We start from the raw sequence: 15,472 nt of genomic DNA, 5'->3' as shown, positions 1-15,472 counted from the left end.
TGCTCTTAGCGCATTTGCTCTTGGCTATTGCCGGTAAGACGTTTGATTGCTTGTGAGGCTTCCGCGTTTTCGGTTCCCACAAGACCCAAGGATAGACTTTGTTTATAGTACTTGAGAGATGCATTTATATCACCGTCTTGTTCCAGGGCTTTTGCTAATACGTAACAAATCTCAGCGCTTTCTTGTCTTCCTGCCAGGGCGGCTTTAAGAGCGTCCAGAGCCTGCTTAGTATTGCCGTCTCTAAGATATATGGTGCCGAGCATAAGACTGGCGTCGGGATCATCATTAGCCAATGCCAAAACTTTGTCTAATAGTAGTTCCGCTTGTTTAGTGTTGCCTTTTTGGGATTCAATTTTTGCCAAAACAAGATATGCATCGGATGTCCCAGGCACCATTTGAATTACTTTATTAGCCAGAGTCTTCGCGTCTTCGTCTTTGCCGTATGCTAGGTCAATTTTCGACATTGCTAGAAGTGAAGAAGGCTCGTCTTCAGCAATTGTTAGTGCTTTGCTCACCAATTCACGAGCTTTGTCCAAGCTTTTTGTTTTAGAATCCTGTTGGCATATTGCTTCAGCTTGAGCTGCCAATGATCGAGCTAACGAAATTTGACTTGTGACATTGAAAGCGGCTTTTTCCTCTGCATCATCGACCTTGCCTTGTTTTGCATAAACTCTGGATAAAGCTAGTTGTGCTTCTTGTGAGAGCATGTCATCTGAAATCGCTCCGTAGCTGGTTTCGGCTGCTTTTAGATCACCACGAGCTTGATGCCACTTACCCACTGCCAATTGAGACAAAGGAGAATTTTGCTTGGGAGCATTTGCAGATTCCAGAATTTCTGCTGCTTTTGTTGACTCGCCTAAATCCAGGAAGCACAACGCAGAGAGAATTTTTGCTTCACTATTTTCGGGACTGGTTTTTAAAACTGAATTCAACGTGTTTTGGCAGTCTAAATATTTGTGCAGAAAATATTCGCCTGTTGCCTTTGACAGAAGTGCATCTTGTGCGTCGGGAAATGTTTTTAACACTTCACTTGCGGCAACAATCGCCTCATTCCAAAAATTGAACACTAGTGCTTGCTTGGCTAATTGTTGCAATACGACCGGATTGTGCTCATTGGCATTTATCGATTTTGAAAATTCATCTTCTGCTTTGGTCAAGTTTCCTTGCCGGACGAGATTTCTAAAAACGTTGTTGCGTGCATCAAGTGTTGGAGCAGCCAAAGTTGCAGCTTTGTATTCGCATTGCTTGGCTTTATCGTCTTGATGCAATTCTTTGTAGAGATCTGCGAGGCTTGCCCAAGATTCCCAGTTGCTTGGATCCAGGTCGACAACTTTGTCAAATTCGACAATGGCTGCTTCTTTTTTACCGAGACCTTTCAAGGCAAGAGCATATTGAAAATGCGCGGCTGTTGAATTTGGTGCATGTTCAATGGCCTTAAGTCCGGCGCTTTGTGCGCCTGCTAAATTAGACAGACGCAAATAGATCGTCGCCAATAGAGTCTGGAACGCTGCATTGTCTGCGCACTCAGCCGATTGTGCCTTAAGCAACTCGCTTGCTTTGACTGCATCACCAGTGGAAAGCAACTTGGTTGCCTCTGCCATGCATTTTTGGCAGTTGGACTCAATGGCTGGTGCCGGCAAGGTTGCAATTGCAAAACTGCCAGCCAAGAAAATGGCCGAGAAGATGGAAACGAGTTTTTTTTGATTCGCTGGCATATATCTATTACCAATTATATTTTTACCTATGCCCAGTTCTGATATTGTTGATTCCCTGGGTAAATGATATTTACAAGCTTATCTGCAAACGGCAGATAAAATCTGGGAGGCAAATGGTAGGGCTAGGTAAGTCACCGCAACTGGATGCTACTTTAGAGCGAGCCAAAGCTGCCGATATTCAGTTGGTTCGCTTCCTCTACTGCGACTTAAGTTCCATGATTCGCGGAAAATCTGCCAACATCACACGTTTTGCCGACAAAGCCTCTTCAGGCATTGGTCTTGTTAAAGGTCAGCTGTCTATGAATATGCTCGACGAACCACAGGCTGAAACCGGATTGGGAGCAACCGGCGAAGTTCGTTTGCTGGCGGACTTATCGACCTTTACTGTCTTGCCTTACACTGAGCGTCAAGCACAAGTTCTTTGTAATCTAGTCGAATTGAATCACTCACCCTGGGATTTGTGTCCACGGGCTGTCTTGAGGAGGCAAATTGAGAAAGCTGCTCATTTAGGCATTTCTGTCCAGGCAGCTTTTGAGCCGGAGTTTAGCCTTGGACGTATGCTAGAAGGACAATACGTACCTATCGATCGAAGTGTTTGTTTCTCAACTGATGGTATGAATCGGGCCGCCGAATTCATTTCTCGATTTGTCGACAATCTTGAAAGTCAGGGCTTGCCCGTTGAGCAGTACTATCCGGAATTGGGACATGGTCAGCATGAATTAAGCATTCGACATTCATCGGCTATGACGGCTGCCGACAGGCAAATTACTTATAGGGAAACACTGCGGGGGACTGCATTTCAATTGGGATTCGATGCAAGCCTTGCTCCCAAGCCATTTGAAAATCAAGCAGGTAATGGCTGCCATCTGCATCTGTCATTGTGGAATCCCGACGGCACTCAGAATTTGCTTGCGGCAAACGGACAATTAAGCGAAATTGGACAGTCTTTTGTGGCGGGAATTCTTGAGCATTTGCCCGGCATTGTAGCCTTAAGCTGCCCTTCTGTTAATTCTTACAGGCGCTTGAAACCACGATCTTGGAGTTCAGCCTACACGTGTTGGGGTTATGAAAATAGAGAAGCAGCGGTGCGTATTCCAACAACATATTGGGGGCACGAGGAGGAGTCCACCAACATTGAAATAAAGTGCGTGGATAGTAGCGCCAATCCATATCTGGCTTTGGCCGCCATAATCGGTGCAGGACTTTCCGGCATTGAGCAAAAACTTACGCCACCTAAACCAATTGAAGTAGAGCCAAGCACGCTAAGTGATGAACAACTGAAAGCCAATAAAATTAGACGTTTGCCTGATTCACTGAAAAATGCTTTGGCAGAACTTAAGGCAGACACGTTACTGGAGTCAATTGTTGGACCGTTTCTGCTGAGAACGTTTTCCATAGTTAAAGAATCTGAAATTATTATGTTCGGCGGTAAGGATATTGAGTTTGAATTGAGTCAGCATAGGTTTAAATACTAATTGGAGACATTGTGGGAATCGATCTAAAGACTTTTGTTTTCCTTGATCAGCACTGCCATCCGTTACGCAAGCGGCAGCAACAATTGGATTTGCTTGATTTTCGCAAAAGCTTTTCCGAAAGCCGGTCGATAACTCAAATTGAAGAACATATGCCTACTTCTGTTTTCTATATGGATCTTCTAAACAGGCTTGGCGATCTCTTCGAGGTTTACGGTGAAAAGGAGGTATTTGCCAAACGACAGTCACTGCCGGAAAAAGAATATCTAAACAGGCTCTGGGACAACGTATCAATTGGCGGCATGATTGTCGATGATGGCTATGTTACAGGTGACTCGATGTCCATCGAAGAGATGTCTGCAATATCGCAGCGTCCTGTCTGGAGATGCCTTCGCCTTGAACAAATTTTAGAAGCAGCATTAGGTAAAGCCTCAAGCTTTCATGAGGTGCTGTCTTTATTTAAGACAACTCTTGAACAGGCCAAATCGACAAATGCCGTAGGTGTGAAGACAATTGCCGGGTATAGAGGCGGTCTTGATTTGCAAGCAGTTCCTGTTGAGGCGGCGCGAAAAGAATATGATGGATTAAAGACACGTTCGGGAATTCGCATTGGCGGACCGGATACAAAAAATCTCTATCACTATGCCCTTTTGGAAGCCTTTGAAATTGCCGGTTCCCTCAATCTTCCCGTGCAATTGCATACAGGTATCGGTGACGATGATGGAGACTTGCGGCAAACGAATCCGTTGGTGTTGCGCGATGTATTTATTTCGGAAAGATTCAATAAGACACAATTTGTGCTTCTTCATTGCTATCCGTACGTAAGCGAGGCTGCATATTTTTGCTCAATTTATCCCAATGTCTATATGGATCTTTCATTGTCCATAAGCTTTGCTTCGCCCTATGCCCGCTATCTCTTGCGGCAGGCGCTTTCAATGGCTCCTACTTCGAAAATTCTAGCGGCCTCCGATGGGCACACTGTACCGGAAGCTCACTGGTATGGAGCATTATCCTGGAAGCGCGTACTGTCTATTGCATTGAATGCCTTGATTTCTGCGGGGCTAATCTATGAGGAACAGGCGCATGATATTGCCGCGGCTATTCTTCACGAGAATGCGAAAAAGCTCTATAACCTCGAAGGACTTGCCTAAATCAAATTACATTTCGCGGCGGTAGTACGAGATATTGCTTTTGAAGCCGCCATACGGCAGTTGGTTGTGTTGTCCTTGATAGTAATTGTCCGATACTCGCGATGAAGCATATGAATGAAAGGATCCATGTCCAACATTGGACATTTGACTCTGAAACTTTTCCGCGCGACGTTCCATAACAGGCCTTACAACATGCTCCATTACCCTGTTAAAGTCCTCTTGTACACCCCTGGTGAAAGGCATTCCCTGGGCGGATAGGTCAGCACGATTGACATTGGGGTTATTAGGATTGAATTCACTGAAAGGCATTGCGCTAACAACAGGCACAGCTGCATCCATTGTTGCTTGAGCAAGATCTCGCCGGGCATTGTACATATCCTGGCGCCATTGTGGCGCTTCCGATCGCTGAGGATTTTGAGCCGATTGCTGATCAAAACTTTGTTGGTTGATAGGCGTTGGCTGATCGAATTGAAATGATTGCGGTTGGATTGTAGCTTGTGTGGGGTGCCGACCTTCACGTTCATGAAGTCGTTTAAGCAGAAATGCGCTCAGATGACTGGGGTTTTGATGCGTGGGTCCGTCATGTTTCAGACGATTCAGCAATGCCCCTCTTAGATGATGCTGGTCTTGCCCAGCATGTACGCTCTCATTGTGGGACAAATGGCCGGTCAAAACTTTCTTTTGGTCATTGCCATGCTCACCTGCATTCAATAAGCTGCCGCGTTTGAAATCCTGAGTGTCTTTGTGATTGGCTTGTTCAGCTTGTCCGAACAGATGCATCAATCCATCTACGGCTTGCCCGACATTTTTTTCAATGTCCTTCTGTATCTTCATAAGACCCAAAACATCGAAATTGGGACCGCCGGACTGCTTGCCCCCTTCCTGCTTTTCTGTTCTGGAATCCTTGTTCTCAAAGCCTTTCGATGCCATGCTGAAATGCCTTCTATATAAAGAATGGGACGAGAATTCTGAGGCTATTCCCCTCTCTGACTATGTACCCAAACGGGGGAGGCTTTTCTCCTGAGCCTGACCAGAGCCGGAAACGCCCAAGTTGTCAGGATTTCTGGCAATTAGTTTAGGAAATTTGAGCCAATTTTCGGAACCTTAAATGGTCAGCGTCGTCTGCCTCTCTAGAGTGCGCTTCACGCAATTATTTTGGAGGTTACTAAATGAACGCAAAGTTTCTAGGTGCAGTAAGTCTTGCGGCTGCCATGGTTTTTTCGGCAGTGATTCCGGCAGATGCACAATCTTGCAACAACAGCAGGGGAAATAATGGAAACCACTATGGCTGGCGCAACAACCAAGATCGTTTTGCCAATAGAATAAATGGCTACAACAACAATGGCTATAACAATGCAGGCTATGGAGCATTTGGCGCCAACAGTCTTCAAGTAAGACCATACTGGGGACAGCAAACCAATCTTAACGATAAGCTTGCTAGAATCCAGCAGCGTTTGGCCAATGGCAATTTGTCACCGGACAGACAAGCCCGCCTGCAAGCAGAATTGACACGACTGCAAGGACAGCAAACAGGCTTGAATAGCTATTGGAACAATCGCCTAACTTCCGAGCAGCAATATCTTCAACAGTTGCTTTCATCGGGAACGCTAAGTCCTGACCGGGCAGTTAGAGTACAAGATCGCCTAAACCGCATCATCAATGTGCAAAACGGTATTGCTTCCGGTACGGGCTTCTACAATAATCCGTCGATGCTCTCAGGGCTGAGAAATATTCTCGGCTTCTAGTTGACGGCACCCTTTACGCTGGTGCGACCTTTCGGTGTTGAACTAAAATGATTATCCGAAATTGTGTTGTCTACCGGCGTTACTCTTACAGCACTGACTGGGCTTATCTTGGGATGTTTCTTGAGATAAGCCACCAGTGCGTCTGCCAATCTTATTTTGGTTGATGTCACATCAGTGGCGCCGGCAAAATCAAATCCTTCACCGCCGGAGAAGTTGTAGTCATTGAGTGCTACGCGATAACTCTTTTCCAAATTAATCGGTTTCCAGTTATTGGGAGTTGCTTCCACAAGCAGGCTTACAACGCGATGCTCTGAAGGCTTTGTTGGATCATAGGTAATTTTTAGTCCGTGTACGTTTAGGAACTTACCACTGGGGTTGTTGGAAAGCGCATGCTCAATTACGTTTTTTATAGTGGCACCAGAAACAGTGGCAACTACTACTGCATTGTTAAACGGTAAGACTTCCTCTATTTTTTCCAGACTAATCGGTCCTTGATCAATGCGACCGCGAATGCCGCCACGATTGTGGAAGGAGATGGTGGCTCCGTATTTGCTGCCTAATTCGTATACTGCATCGGCAACCAGGTTGCCCATGGCTGTATCAGCCGGTAGTCCTTGTGAGCGATTGTCGAAATTGCCTAGGGCAAATCCAAGGATATTATTTCGCAGAGCTAGTATTGGCTGACTCTTGCTGGCCAAATATTTTTTTACATCGGGAGATTCGCCGATTTTTTCGTTGATGCTAATAAGGCTGTATTTTGTAAGTGGTGTCATTACCTGTCCTTTGTTGTCGAAGGACAAGCGCAATTTGCCTAGTGTGCGTCCAAAGCAGCCTGTTTGCACAATAGTGCAAGTGCTGCCGTCAGCGCGATTTATTACTACTGGTTTGTTTAGGCGCGTATGGCTGTGACCACCAATAATGGCGTCCACTGCCGGGATGTTTTCTGCCAGCACCTTGTCTCTGTCAACGCCACAGTGCGTTACTAAAATTATTTTGTCCACGCCTTCTTGTTTAAGATGATCTACTTCGTCGGCAATGGGTTTTATCCATGCTGTTGGTTCGCCGGATTCTTTGATGTGTACGTCGCCTGTCGTTAAAGAGATTTTTTCAAGATCAGGCGTGACGGCACCGACAAAACCAACTTTCTTTCCCTCAATGGTGCGAATTGTAGAGGGCTTAATGAGTTTGGCTAATTCCGGTTTTGCCGAAGCGTCTATATTGGCGGAGATAATGCTGAATTTGGCTGACTGCAATTGCTTGGCTAGATTATCCGACCCATTATCGAATTCATGATTGCCGATTGTGTAAATGTCGTAGCCGGCATTGTTCAAATAGGCAACCTCTGTGGCTCCCGAGTAAAACTTGAAATAGGCTGTACCTTGGAAAATATCACCGGCATCTATAGTTAATACGTTTGGTGTCCTGGCTCGAATGGCACGTATTAGGTAGGTTAATCGGGCGGTACCGCCAAGCACGCGGCCGTTTTCTAAAAATGAGTCTTCGTGTGCGTGCAGGTCATTAGTATGTAAGATGGTGAGGACGAGATCCGGTTTTGTAAATTGAGACGTGCCGGATTGAGCTGATGCGGAAAGACCGGGGAGATTGAGCGTTATGACTGAGGCTATAAGTAAAAGCCTGAATAAACGTTGCATAGTAGTTCTCTCCTTTGTCTTGCTTTGTGGACTATTCCCCGGACTTTGTACTGCTCAGGAAATTACGCCTTTCACCACACAGACCATTGCCATGGATGTCGTGCCGGAATCCGGTTGCCCTGTAGAAATTACAGGTGGACGTACAGAACTGGGATTTGACTCCTTCGGTCTGCCCGTTTTCGGTAAAACGTATATAGATTACAAGAATGTCTCTGATAAAGCTATTAACGCCGTTAAGTTTAGGGTTCGTTATTTGGATAAAAACGGGGCAAGCCGCGGTACTTTTCATGCCAACGATGAGGCATTTGTACCCCAGGGTGGCTTAGCCGGCGGCAAGTTTGCTCATTACAAATTGCGCAGCAATATTCATCAAGCCAAGATACGTGTGCTGGCAGTCAAATTCAGCGACGGCTCAATGTGGGAGTCGGTGCGCATGAAAGATATTCAGAAGGCGCAGCAAGAAGGCAAGGAAATTGATGCTGACGATGACGCTGCCGACAAGGCTGCTCCTGTGAAAACGCAGGAAAATCCTCCTGCAAGTCAACCTGTGCAAGAATCGAAACCGGTTGAAGCACCAGCCGAAACTGCGCCGGCTGTGCAAACTCCAGCGCAAGAACCTGTTTCCGGTCCGCCAGTTTCAACTCCACCACCTCAAGCAGAGACCAAGTCTGCACCAGTTGAAGAAGAACCACTATCAGCCACTCCCAAATCCCTTCCTCTAAACAAGAAGGCGGATCCATTTAGTCAGTAGCAAGTGGTCAATAGATGGCTGGGGTACATCTTAATGGATATTCAATCGGAATAATTATCAAGGTCTTGCGATATTTTGAAGTAGTGGTATTGTATATACACTTACTTCAATTTAATATTTTCAAGGGGCAGGCGCATGGGCCAGTTACGTACTATTCGTGCCGGATCTGCTGCTTTGGGTCTTTCGGTTGTTGTGGCATCCGTTACCTGGCAGTCGGTACTCCTTATGTTTATGGCAACCGGACTAGGATTTAGTTTCTGGTCGTGGCGCAAAGATAGAAATAAGCAAAAAGACCATCAAGAAAAACGTCAACTTGAGTGGGACAGAATGAAAGTTGCTCGCGCTCACGCTGAAAGAGCATATGCTGCACGAAATAGAAATGTCTATCAGCTTCGTTATCCAATGGCTGCTGCTAACTCAAGAGACTAGCAGCCGTGTCTGATACCGGCGAATTTCTTTTAGATGTTCAGGGTTCAGTTGGGTGTTTAACTCTCAACCGGCCAACGGTGCATAATGCAATTTCACGTCGGATGTGGGAAGCGATGCCCGAAGCACTAGACACGCTGAGACAGCGTGGTGCCAAAGTTGTAGTCATATCCGGACAAGGTAATTCATTTGCTGCAGGTGCTGATTTTAAAGAGCTTGCTCAGATAAAAGACTACTCGCAAGCTAGAGAAAACTGGTACGCAATAGCTAATTGTTTAAAAGCCGTTGCGCAATTTTCATTGCCGACAATCGCCTCTATAGTCGGCAATTGCATGGGTGGCGGATTGCTCTTAGCACTTGCTTGCGATTTGCGTTACGCTGCCGAAGATGCCAGTTTTGCTTTGCCTGTTGCAAAACTTGGCATAGTTCTTGATGATGGAAATATTGAGCGACTGGTATCACTTGTCGGTGTCGCATGCGCAAAAGAAATTATTTTTTCGGCACGAGTTGTAAATGCTGAAAGAGCTAAGCAAATTGGATTGATCAATGATTATTTAGACTCAAGCAATCTTGAAGCTCATGTAAAAATGCTGGCAAGTGACGTTGCGAAAAATGCCGCTGTATCTATTGAACAAGCGAAGTTATCTTGTGCGCGCATTTCAAAAAAGCAAAACACACAAGACGAATCTTGTGTGATAAGCAGTTATTTGAGCGACGAGTTTCGCTCTAGACTTGAATCACTTGGGTGACTTCCGGAATGTGCTCTTTTAGCGCACGCTCAACACCCATCTTCAGGGTCATGGTTGAGCTTGGGCACATACCGCAGGCGCCTGTCAGGTGAACGAAGACTTGCCCTTCGGCTTCCTTAACATCCACTAGCTCAATATTGCCGCCGTCAGCCATCAGCATGGGACGGATTTTGTCCAAAACAGTCTCTATCTTGTCGCGCATGTTCATGACCTCTTTAATATATGACCGCTTTCTGAACGGCCTTAGCATAATTATACTCAGTTGAAGCTCTACTTCATAGCAACCCTTTAGCTAGTCTTAAACCCTGATAAAGCTTCGGCATAATGAGCATTAAAGTTATATGCTTATAGATGCTCAACTTAATGAGCATTTATCGAATTGTCAGCCGCTGCCCGGGAGCGGTATTTCTAGCCCTTTCAAAATTGAAGGAAATCACGATGGCAAAAGTAGCAATTAATGGTTTTGGACGTATCGGCCGTAACGCTCTACGGGCACTTCTCGAGAACCCTGTAAAAGGCGTTGAAATCGTAGCTATCAACGACCCTATTCAGAGTGTGGCGCAATCGGCTCACTTGCTTAAATATGACTCAATCTTGGGTGAGTTGCCAAATAGCGTCAGCCACACTGAAGATGCCCTGGTTGTCGATGGCAAGAGCTTCCAGTTCTTCCGTGAAAAGGACCCGTCTACTTGCCCATGGTCCAAGCTTGGCGTAGACCTCGTACTTGAGTGCAGCGGTGTTTTCACCGATGCTGAAAAAGCCGGCGGTCACATCAAAGCTGGCGCCAAGAAGGTGATAATTTCCGCTCCTGCAAAAGGCGAGGACATCACTATTGTTCTTGGTGTCAATGATAAGAACTACGACCCAGCCAAACACCACATCATCTCGAATGCTAGCTGCACAACCAACTGCTTGGCTCCAGTAGCTAAAGTACTCGATGAAGTATTTGGTATCGAATCCGGTGCCATGACCACAGTACACAGCTACACTGGCGACCAGCGTTTGCTCGATGCTGCACACAGCGACTTGCGCCGTGCCCGTGCTGCTGCTTTATCGATGGTGCCGTCAACAACAGGTGCTGCTAAAGCATTAGGTTTGGTGTTGCCAGGTTTGAAAGGAAAGTTGAACGGTTTTGCAATGCGCGTGCCGACACCTAATGTAAGCATCGTTGACTTGGTTATTACAACTAAGAAAGACGTTACTGCTGAAAGTGTTAACAAGGCATTGAAAGAAGCCAGCAACGGTGAACTTAACGGCATTCTTTCCGTTTGCGATTTGCCGCTTGTCTCCACAGACTTCTGTGGCAACAAGATGTCGTCCATCGTTGACAGCGAATTGACAATGGCTGTTGGACCACGCATGGTGAAAGTTCTTGCTTGGTACGACAACGAGTGGGGCTACAGCAACCGCTTGATCGAGTTGGCCGGTATTGTCGCCAACAAAATGGCAGTAGCTCGCGTCTAATAGAAAACCTTCTGTGGGCGTCGCACCAAGCTTAGCTTGGGCGGCGCCCGCAAGGTATTTTAGGGAAAATAAGATGAACAAGAAAACAATTGCCCAAGTCGACAAAAATGAATTCAAAGGCAAACGCATTTTGGTGCGCGCCGATTTGAATGTGCCGCTCGATGACAAAAGAAATATCACCGACGACACTCGCATAAAGGCTGTGATACCGACTATCGAGCATTTGAAACAGGCAGGTGGGCGTGTAATTCTTGTCTCCCACTTCGGCAGACCTAAAGGTCCATCTGAAGAGCTTAGTCTTAAGGTAGTTGCTCAAAGACTTTCTGAGCTGCTTAAACAAAAAGTGCATTGCTTGGAAGATTGCATTGGCAATGCAGTAAGCAAATTCGTCCAAGAAATGAAAGACGGCGAAGTTTGTCTACTGGAAAATGTCCGCTTCCACAAAGAAGAAGAGAAGAATGATCCTTCTTTTGCAAAACAATTAGCTAGTTTGGCTGACATGTACGTAAATGATGCTTTTGGCACGGCTCACAGAGCACATGCATCTACAGAGGGTGTAACCAAACACGTCAAGCCCTGTCTTGCAGGATTTTTGATGGAAAAGGAACTCAATGCCTTGTCTTCAGCATTGTTCAATCCGGTGCGTCCTTTTGCTTGCATAATTGGCGGTTCAAAAGTATCTTCCAAAATGGGTGTGCTCGATAATTTGTTAGAGCGCGTTGATGTACTTGTTATCGGCGGCGCAATGGCTTTTTCTTTTTTGAAGGCGCAAGGTAAACAAGTCGGCAAGTCTTTGGTTGAAGACGATAAACTCGAATTCTGCCGTCAGTTAATTGAAAAAGCTAAAGCAAAAGGCGTAAATCTTGTACTGCCGGTTGATGTTGTTGTTGCACCTGAATTGAAAGCCGGTGTTAAATCCGAAGTCGTATCAGTTGATGCAATTCCTGCCGATCAAATGGGTCTGGATCTTGGACCTAAATCCATTGAGAAAATCAAAGAAGCATTGAAAGGAGCTAAAACCGTTCTATGGAATGGACCACTCGGCGTATTTGAGATTGCCAGTTTTGAAAAGGCAACATATGCCGTTATCGGCGAGCTTATCGAATTGACTAAGCAAGGTGCCAAAACAATAATTGGTGGAGGCGACTCATTGGCTGCCATAGAAGCCTATGGTGCTGCAGATCATTACTTCAGTCACGTATCTACAGGCGGTGGGGCTTCACTGGAGTTTCTTGAAGGTATCGAACTGCCGGGAGTTGCAGCCCTTGATGCAAATCTTGCTTCCGGTGTCAGGTAAGAAATGAAGAATTTGGTTCTTGGAGTTTTTGCCATACTGCTTTTCAGCAGTGCGGCATTTGCCCAAAGCTATTTTCGTGATGGCAAGCCAATAACAGAAGCACAATACAAAGCAAGCAATCTCAACACAGAGGCTATGAGCCTCATGCGAGCCAATGAAAATGAGAAGGCTATTGCTGTACTTAAAGAGGCGCTTTCGTTTGATCCGCAGTTGTCGCAAGCTCATCACAATCTAGGTCTAGCCTATTCTAAAGTTGGCCATACGCAAGAGGCAATTGATGAGTTGAAAAAGGCTGTCGAATTGAATCCACAGTCGGCAATGAGCTTACTTACCCTCGGTGGTGCTTATCAAACAAGTGGCAGGCTTCAAGAAGCTCTGGAAACTTATAAGGAGACTTTGAAACGATTTCCGGATTTTCCCGACAAGGCTGAAGTAAAAGGACTAATTAGTAAATTGAAAGAAGAAGCAGATCGGCAAAAGTCTGCCGGCGGACTTTCAGAGGCAGATACGTATTTCAGGCAAGTAACAACCGAGAATCCGGTGCGCTGGTGTTCGAATTCTTTGCCTGTGCGTATCTTTATTACTGATGGGCAAGGTGTTCCTAATTTTCGCCCGGAGTTTATCGATATTGCCAGAAACAGTTTTATCGACTGGGTGAATGCAGCGCAGGGACGCATAAGAATTACATTTGTATCAGACCCTCACAATGCTGATATTAAGGTTGTTTGGACTGCAGATCCAAAAGAGTTGCCCAATCCGGCAGAGGCCGGTTTTGCCGACTTTTCCTATCGTCAGCATTGTCTGCTGAAAGGTACGATTAAACTGTTGACTGTGCTTATGGATCGGACGCAGACAGTGAGCGCTAATCAGCTTAGAAAAGCTTGCTTGCACGAAGTCGGGCATATATTAGGACTGAGGGGACATAGTCCTGACCCTTCCGACGTGATGTTTTATTCCCTGCCAATTGAAGACAAATGGTTGATGCCGTCTAAGCGTGATGCGGAAATTATCGTAAGATTGTATTCTGAGCCAAATCTCGAAACTCTAAGTAAATAGGTAAATGAGCACAAGCCACAATCACCACAGCCATACGCACGGGCACGGAAGCTTCAGGCAAGAGAGCAAGTCCCGCCTTTTGATTGTATTGTATGTGACTGCCGCTTATATGCTTGCGGAAATAGTGGGCGCTTACTATACGAAAAGCTTGGGCTTATTAGCTGATGCCGGTCACATGTTATCTGATGTTGGGTCTTTGATATTGGCATTGGTGGCAATTTGGTTTGGCTCTCGCCCACCAAATCCATTGAAGACATACGGCTATTATCGATCAGAAATTTTGGCTGGTTTGATAAATGGCGTATTGCTCGTTGGACTGTCGGTTTTTATTCTCTTTGAGTCATATCAGCGTTTGAGTGATCCACCTGAGGTGAAGTCACTGCCAATGCTGGTTGTTGCAGTAATGGGTTTGCTTGTAAATCTTGTAGCTTTCAAACTTTTGCATGGTGTGTCTAAAGAATCAGTCAATATGAAGGCCGCTTATCTGGAAGTGATGTCGGATTTGCTTGCTACGGTTGGTGTCATTGTTGCCGCTGTCATTATGCTTGCGACAGGTTGGTACATGGCTGATCCAATCATTTCCGGATTGATCGGTCTTATGATTTTGCCTCGAACATGGAACCTTTTAAAAGAGTGCACCAATGTTTTGATGGAAGGCACACCAGGACACATTGATTTAGTCAAACTGAGAAATGCCATGCTGGCTGTTCCTGGAGTTGTGGAAATGCACGACATCCATGTTTGGACAATTACCTCAGGACGCGATGCCATGTCCGGTCACGTCACCATAAATAGGGAAGTGCCGGCAGAAAATGTGTTGTCCTCAATTACCCGCATAGCGCAAGACGAATTCGGCATTAACCACACAACCTTTCAAGTTGAAGAGACTGAGTGCAAGGGCACGGATACCTGCGCCTAAATAGGTAAGTTGGCAAACGAGCGTGGGGCATAAAATGCACCCCTGTTTTGCTTTGCCATTCGCTTTCGCATTTCTACGAATGAGATGGGAAAACCACCAATTGTCATTAGGTTCGTTTTTCCTTAAGCTTGTGTCATCAAAAGCGGCTGAAACGCTTACAGGATGAAGGTTCCCAGGAGTAGGTATCATGAGCATTTTTAAAAATCCACAAGACGAAGAGAAGCTTTGCCAGGTATTAAAAGCATTTGTTGAAGAGTGGGGTCCAGAGAACGTCGTTGTATCCGTGCCAAGACACTGGCAGGACTATTCGACCGGCAATCTGGGGCGGGTACGTCTCGAATTCGGCACAGTAAATACAGTGTCGGTTCGCGTTGAATATGAAATTGTGCGTCTGGCTTATGACGTGCAGTTGCAGGCAGCCTAACTAAAGTTTTCCTCCCGCCTTCCTCCTGTCAGAGAGCCTCCCGTTTACGGGGGGTTTTCTGGCTTTTCAGGCTACTTTAGAGCTTCAATTCTCTCGAGGGTGGCAACGCCTTCATGCTGCAATTTGGCGTCTGGTTGTTTGGCTACATATCGCTTTAGGCAGGAGACAGCATCGTCATAGCGCTTGAGCTTTTCATAGACCAAGCCTTCGTTATAGAGGATTTCCAATTCGCCTGGATCTAATTTGGCTGCCTTTTCATATTCGCCTATAGCCTCATTAAGTTTGCCCAAATGGTCGTAGCAGCTGCCCAAATTCATGTGCAGGGCGGCTGCTAGTTTGGCATCTGAGTCGTTTAAATAGAGAACGGCATCTTCGAGATTTCTGGCAGCGTCGGAAAATTCGCCTGCCTCGGCATGGGTCGTCGCTTCGTTTAATAATTCGACTGCTTTGACCTTATTGGCGCTGGCGCCTTTAAGCTCAATAGTATGCTCGTTAACCTTAACTGACTCTTGTGCTGGAGTGGACGATTCAGGCAGTTTTGGCAATATTGAAGGAGGAACTGCCCCTGCAGGCATGGTCATCCGCGCAATGATTGGCACAAGAAGCACCGGCAGAAGAAATGACTTTTTCAAGACTTTTCCTTTCTGGTCA

At 46.0% G+C, this 15,472-nt stretch carries 16 protein-coding genes; 11 read left to right on the top strand and 5 right to left on the bottom strand.

Annotation, left to right across the window (positions count from 1 at the left end; translation table 11 throughout):
- Positions 1–5 precede the first annotated feature (5 nt).
- Positions 6–1,715, bottom strand: coding sequence for a tetratricopeptide repeat protein (locus K2Y22_11855; GenBank protein ID MBX9879144.1), 1,710 nt, complete (start codon positions 1,713–1,715; stop codon positions 6–8).
- A 113-nt stretch (positions 1,716–1,828) separates the two neighbouring features.
- On the opposite strand from K2Y22_11855, the gene K2Y22_11850 reads away from it, so the two are divergent.
- Complete coding sequence (locus tag K2Y22_11850) at positions 1,829–3,190, top strand: glutamine synthetase family protein (protein ID MBX9879143.1); 1,362 nt, start codon at positions 1,829–1,831, stop codon at positions 3,188–3,190.
- 11 nt (positions 3,191–3,201) lie between these two features.
- Positions 3,202–4,338, top strand: a complete 1,137-nt coding sequence (locus K2Y22_11845) for an amidohydrolase family protein (GenBank protein ID MBX9879142.1) — start codon at positions 3,202–3,204, stop codon at positions 4,336–4,338.
- A gap of 6 nt (positions 4,339–4,344) precedes the next feature.
- On the opposite strand, the gene K2Y22_11840 is transcribed toward K2Y22_11845, so the two are convergent.
- On the bottom strand, positions 4,345–5,268 hold the full coding sequence (locus tag K2Y22_11840; GenBank protein MBX9879141.1) for a hypothetical protein: 924 nt from the start codon (positions 5,266–5,268) through the stop codon (positions 4,345–4,347).
- 239 nt (positions 5,269–5,507) lie between these two features.
- On the opposite strand from K2Y22_11840, the gene K2Y22_11835 reads away from it, so the two are divergent.
- Positions 5,508–6,083: a hypothetical protein gene (locus K2Y22_11835; GenBank protein ID MBX9879140.1), complete on the top strand. Its 576-nt coding sequence runs from the start codon at positions 5,508–5,510 to the stop codon at positions 6,081–6,083.
- Here the strand turns inward: K2Y22_11835 and K2Y22_11830 are convergent.
- Positions 6,080–7,735 (bottom strand): 5'-nucleotidase C-terminal domain-containing protein, encoded by a 1,656-nt coding sequence (locus K2Y22_11830; protein MBX9879139.1) that lies wholly within the window; start codon positions 7,733–7,735, stop codon positions 6,080–6,082. The two genes, K2Y22_11835 and K2Y22_11830, sit on opposite strands and share 4 nt — an antisense overlap.
- Here K2Y22_11830 and K2Y22_11825 point away from each other — a divergent pair.
- The 3 genes from K2Y22_11825 (at position 7,695) to K2Y22_11815 (ending at position 9,661) form a co-directional block, all read left to right on the top strand.
- On the top strand, positions 7,695–8,486 hold the full coding sequence (locus tag K2Y22_11825) for a hypothetical protein (protein MBX9879138.1): 792 nt from the start codon (positions 7,695–7,697) through the stop codon (positions 8,484–8,486). The genes K2Y22_11830 and K2Y22_11825 overlap by 41 nt on opposite strands.
- A gap of 135 nt (positions 8,487–8,621) precedes the next feature.
- Complete coding sequence (locus K2Y22_11820) at positions 8,622–8,915, top strand: hypothetical protein (GenBank protein MBX9879137.1); 294 nt, start codon at positions 8,622–8,624, stop codon at positions 8,913–8,915.
- Positions 8,916–8,920: 5 nt separating this feature from the next.
- Positions 8,921–9,661: an enoyl-CoA hydratase/isomerase family protein gene (locus K2Y22_11815; protein ID MBX9879136.1), complete on the top strand. Its 741-nt coding sequence runs from the start codon at positions 8,921–8,923 to the stop codon at positions 9,659–9,661.
- On the opposite strand, the gene K2Y22_11810 is transcribed toward K2Y22_11815, so the two are convergent.
- Positions 9,639–9,863 carry a NifU family protein gene (locus K2Y22_11810; GenBank protein ID MBX9879135.1) on the bottom strand — a complete coding sequence of 75 codons (225 nt, stop codon included), beginning with the start codon at positions 9,861–9,863 and terminating at the stop codon, positions 9,639–9,641. The two genes, K2Y22_11815 and K2Y22_11810, sit on opposite strands and share 23 nt — an antisense overlap.
- Before the next feature lie 236 nt (positions 9,864–10,099).
- Between K2Y22_11810 and gap the strand changes: the two genes are divergently transcribed.
- From gap to K2Y22_11785, 5 genes are all read left to right on the top strand, one after another.
- Positions 10,100–11,125: a type I glyceraldehyde-3-phosphate dehydrogenase gene (gap, locus tag K2Y22_11805; GenBank protein ID MBX9879134.1), complete on the top strand. Its 1,026-nt coding sequence runs from the start codon at positions 10,100–10,102 to the stop codon at positions 11,123–11,125.
- 73 nt (positions 11,126–11,198) lie between these two features.
- Complete coding sequence (locus tag K2Y22_11800; protein MBX9879133.1) at positions 11,199–12,422, top strand: phosphoglycerate kinase; 1,224 nt, start codon at positions 11,199–11,201, stop codon at positions 12,420–12,422.
- A 3-nt stretch (positions 12,423–12,425) separates the two neighbouring features.
- A complete protein-coding gene (locus tag K2Y22_11795; protein MBX9879132.1) occupies positions 12,426–13,478 on the top strand; it encodes a tetratricopeptide repeat protein in 1,053 nt (350 codons plus the stop codon).
- Positions 13,479–13,482: 4 nt separating this feature from the next.
- Positions 13,483–14,397, top strand: coding sequence for a cation diffusion facilitator family transporter (locus K2Y22_11790; GenBank protein ID MBX9879131.1), 915 nt, complete (start codon positions 13,483–13,485; stop codon positions 14,395–14,397).
- 187 nt (positions 14,398–14,584) lie between these two features.
- Positions 14,585–14,821 carry a hypothetical protein gene (locus tag K2Y22_11785; protein MBX9879130.1) on the top strand — a complete coding sequence of 79 codons (237 nt, stop codon included), beginning with the start codon at positions 14,585–14,587 and terminating at the stop codon, positions 14,819–14,821.
- Positions 14,822–14,892: 71 nt separating this feature from the next.
- On the opposite strand, the gene K2Y22_11780 is transcribed toward K2Y22_11785, so the two are convergent.
- Positions 14,893–15,453: a tetratricopeptide repeat protein gene (locus K2Y22_11780; protein MBX9879129.1), complete on the bottom strand. Its 561-nt coding sequence runs from the start codon at positions 15,451–15,453 to the stop codon at positions 14,893–14,895.
- Between the last annotated feature and the right edge of the window lie 19 nt (positions 15,454–15,472).

The organism is Candidatus Obscuribacterales bacterium (assembly GCA_019744775.1).
Taxonomy (GTDB): Bacteria; Cyanobacteriota; Vampirovibrionia; order Obscuribacterales; family Obscuribacteraceae; genus SBAT01.
The sequence above is the reverse complement of the archived record's forward strand: the minus strand, read 5'-3'. Positions and strand labels throughout refer to the sequence as shown.